This window comes from Sphingomonas sp. (assembly GCF_031372575.1).
GTDB lineage: Bacteria > Pseudomonadota > Alphaproteobacteria > Sphingomonadales > Sphingomonadaceae > Sphingomicrobium.
The window spans coordinates 1-3,250 of record NZ_JANMLM010000074.1; the positions used below are offsets into that span (position 1 = coordinate 1).

General features: G+C 62.9%; 5 protein-coding genes. 1 reads left to right on the plus strand and 4 read right to left on the minus strand.

Annotated elements, in window-relative coordinates; genetic code table 11:
* Nucleotides 1-154: 154 nt before the first annotated feature.
* The 4 genes from RMN73_RS06815 to RMN73_RS06830 are packed head-to-tail and all read right to left on the minus strand — an operon-like array spanning nucleotide 155 to nucleotide 2,833.
* The gene (locus RMN73_RS06815; RefSeq protein WP_309602570.1) at nucleotides 155-661 is read right to left on the minus strand and encodes an NUDIX hydrolase; all 507 of its coding nucleotides are present in this window, start codon (nucleotides 659-661) and stop codon (nucleotides 155-157) included.
* Entirely contained in the window at nucleotides 662-1,324 is a 663-nt protein-coding gene (locus tag RMN73_RS06820) for a hypothetical protein (protein WP_309602571.1), read from the minus strand. It abuts the gene before it with no gap.
* Between the two features lie 8 nt (nucleotides 1,325-1,332).
* The gene (locus RMN73_RS06825) at nucleotides 1,333-2,181 is read right to left on the minus strand and encodes a TPM domain-containing protein (protein ID WP_309602572.1); all 849 of its coding nucleotides are present in this window, start codon (nucleotides 2,179-2,181) and stop codon (nucleotides 1,333-1,335) included.
* Between the two features lie 49 nt (nucleotides 2,182-2,230).
* On the minus strand, nucleotides 2,231-2,833 hold the full coding sequence (locus RMN73_RS06830) for a LemA family protein (protein WP_309602573.1): 603 nt from the start codon (nucleotides 2,831-2,833) through the stop codon (nucleotides 2,231-2,233).
* An 86-nt stretch (nucleotides 2,834-2,919) separates the two neighbouring features.
* Here RMN73_RS06830 and mscL point away from each other — a divergent pair.
* The coding region (gene mscL / locus RMN73_RS06835) for a large conductance mechanosensitive channel protein MscL (RefSeq protein ID WP_309602574.1) at nucleotides 2,920-3,250 on the plus strand (331 nt) is incomplete at its 3' end.

The window sequence follows — 3,250 nt, forward strand, 5'->3', positions numbered from 1 at the left end:
GCGCATCCGCCAAGCGCGAGGGCAGCGGCGCTGCCCAGCAGTAAAATCTTCATATGCCTCTCCCAAAATCATCAATTTCGTGGGTGCTATAAGGACGCGGCTGAACCAATGGCAACGGCAGGTTCGACCAACGGCGGTCTCGCTCGACCATGGATCAACCAAGCAATTCGTCCGCCTGCAGCAACAGCAGCTTCGTATCGATGGCAAACCCCGCCGCCCGCTTGGCCTTGATGAAGCCCGCCATATCCCCCGGCGCGACTAGGTGAACGATTATGTCATCCTCGATCTTGGTCCCGCCCGGCTGGACTCCATGCGCCAGCACCAGCGTGTACCCTTCGGCGACCATCCCCGGCGAGCTGTAATAGTCGCCCAGCCGCTCGATACGGTTCGCGAAAAAGCCGGTTTCCTCTTCCAGCTCCTTCAGCGCAGTTGCTTCGATCCCCAGGTCATCATCGTCATCGCCGACCAGCCCGGCGGGGAGCTCGATGCAGCGTCGATTGCCGAGCGGCACCCGTGCCTGTTCGACAAGGATATATTGGCCGTCGTACACCGCGACAATCACGACCGCCGTCATACCGCCGACACGCTCGACAAATTCCCATGCACCATCGGTCACCAGCCGGAGATATTTCCCCTCCCATCGCACGACTTTGTCGGCCACTTAGAGCTCGATCAGCTTGTCGGGGATTTCGTTGGTGTCGGCGCCGTCCTTGGGGAACTGCTCCGCCAGCACCGCTCCGATCAGCACGGCCGCCGCCGCAATGCCGTCGGCGGCTCGGCCAGCTTTCACGTCGGTCAGCAGCGCCACCATCGCCTCGCCCCAGGTCTCGGGCGTGGTCACGGCGGTAATCGCATCATCGCCGATGATCTCGGCGCGATGCTCGCCCATCGACAGGTAAATCAGCACCCCGGTACGCCCGACCGTGCGCCGCTCGGCTGCCGCCTTGAACAGCATGACCGCACGCCGCCGCACTCGCCGTGTCTTGGTTTTGCCCGGGGTCAGTGCGAGGCGAAGCGGCATATAACGCATCACGAACAAGGTGATCAGAAATGACAGCAAGCCAAGGCCGAGCAACAGCAGCAAATGATCCTGCAGCACGGGCGGGGCGGTCCAGCCCATCAGCCGCACCCACCATCCCTCGAGCAGCCCGGGCCACGCCGCAAATGACGCAAGCACCAGAAACAGCAGCGCCACTGCATAGTGCAGGCCAACGTCGTGATAGCTATCCGACCGCTCGGTGATGATCGCGATGACCTCGCCATCGGTCCCGCTTTCCGCTGCGGCAATTGCGGCGCTGACCTTGGCATGATCGGCCTCGTTCATCGGCGTCGTCACCATCCGCCCGATGCTCCGCCGCCGCCAAACGACCCGCCGCCGCCGGAGAATCCGCCGCCACCACCGCCGAAACCGCCGCCGCCACCGAAGCCGCCAAACCCGCCGCCGCCGCCGCCGCCGCGCGAGGCGCGACTGATCGCCTCAAGGCCCCACAACACCACCAGCGGATCGATTCCACCGCCCGATCGCCGACCGCGATAGCGCCGTCCACCACTGGATGCGCGGCTGATCCCGCCGAGGATGGTGAAAAAGATGATGACGATGAATACGACCGGCAAGACCCCCGCGCCGCTCCGGCCACGCCGGGTTTCCTTGGCACCGACTTCCTGCGCGCGCTTGGCGGCCTCGGCGGCGGGCAGTTCGAGCTGCTGGATGATCGCATCGGTCCCGGCGACAATCCCGCCGCCCATGTCACCGGCCTTGAACCGCGGGAGGATCGCCTCGTTGATGATCACACTCGACAGCGCGTCGGTGATGAATACGCGCGCACCATAGCCGGTCTCGATCCGCACCTTGCGTTCTTTGGGCGCGATCAGCAGGATCACGCCGTCGTCTTTGTTGGCCTCACCCTTGCCGTCTGCACCAATTCCCCAGGTGCGGCCCAGCCGATAGCCATAATCCTCGATCGTTCGCCCCTCAAGGCTGGGCACCGTGGCGACGACCAGCTGGCGACCGGTGCGCGCCTCAAGAGCAGACAATTTGCTGTCGACATCGACCGCTTGCGAAGCGCTCAGCAGGCGCGCGCCATCGACCACCCGCCCGGTCAGTTTCGGAAACGTCTGCGCCAACGCCGGTTCCGCCAGGACGATCGATGCCAGCAATGCCATCAGCGACAGCGCGACCATGCGAGCGCGCCCGATCGCACGCCTAAGAGTCAAAGTCGGGAGTTGCACCTTAGCCGGCGGCGTTGAAGTCGACCTTGGGCGCGTTTTGCGATCCGGCGGCGGCCTCGAACGGAACCTTTGGCTTGGCACCGTAAAACACTTTTGCGCCGATCGCGTCGGGGAAGGTGCGGATGCGGGTGTTATAGGCCTGCACCGCCTCGTTATAATCCTTGCGCGAAACCAGGATCGAATTCTCCGTGCCCTCGATCTGCGACTGAAGCGCGAGGAAATTGGTGTTCGACTTGAGGTCGGGATAAGCCTCCTGCAGACGCTGCAGCGGAATGATCGCCTGGCTCAGCTGGTTCTGCGCATTGTTGAACGCCTGGACTTTGGCGGGATCGCTCAGGTCGGCCGCATTGAGCGTCACGCGCCCGGCATTGGCGCGTGCCTCAGTGACCTGCTGCAACACGGTCGATTCCTGCTTGGCATAGCCCTTCACCGTCGACACGAGATTGGGAATCAGGTCGCTGCGGCGCTGATACTCATTCTGGACGTTGGCCCATTTGGCGTTGACGTTCTCCTCCGCCGTCGGGACCGAATTGAGACCGCATCCGGCAAGGCTGACGGCGGCGAGCGGCGCGAGCAAGGCAGCGCGAAGGTGGTTGGCGGTCATTGCTTAATTCCCTGTATGAACCGTGCTATATCCGTGACGTAGAAACTGCGCGAGGCGGTTTCAATGACCAAGGGGGTGCAATCGTCATGCTCAGTGAATTCAAGACCTTCATCATGAAGGGCAATGTGCTCGATCTGGCCGTGGCGGTGATCATCGGTGCCGCCTTCGCCAAGATTGTCGCCAGCCTGACCGACGATATCATCATGCCGATCATCGGCGCGATCTTTGGCGGACTCGATTTCTCGAGCAAGTTCATCACCTTGGGCGCGGTGCCGGCAACTTACACCGGCTCACTGACCGACTATGCGGCGCTCAAAGCGGCTGGCGTGCCACTGCTCGGCTACGGCAATTTCATCTCGGTGGTGATCGGCTTCGTGATCCTCGCCTTCGTCATCTTCATGATGGTCCGTTACGCCA

What these genes read in the sequence shown, in the direction of transcription:
- RMN73_RS06820 (WP_309602571.1), bottom strand. Translation starts at nt 1,324, where the DNA reads ATGAACGAGGCCGATCATGCCAAGGTCAGCGCCGCAATTGCCGCAGCG.
- RMN73_RS06830 (WP_309602573.1), bottom strand. Translation starts at nt 2,833, where the DNA reads ATGACCGCCAACCACCTTCGCGCTGCCTTGCTCGCGCCGCTCGCCGCC.
- RMN73_RS06825 (WP_309602572.1), bottom strand. Translation starts at nt 2,181, where the DNA reads ATGGTCGCGCTGTCGCTGATGGCATTGCTGGCATCGATCGTCCTGGCG.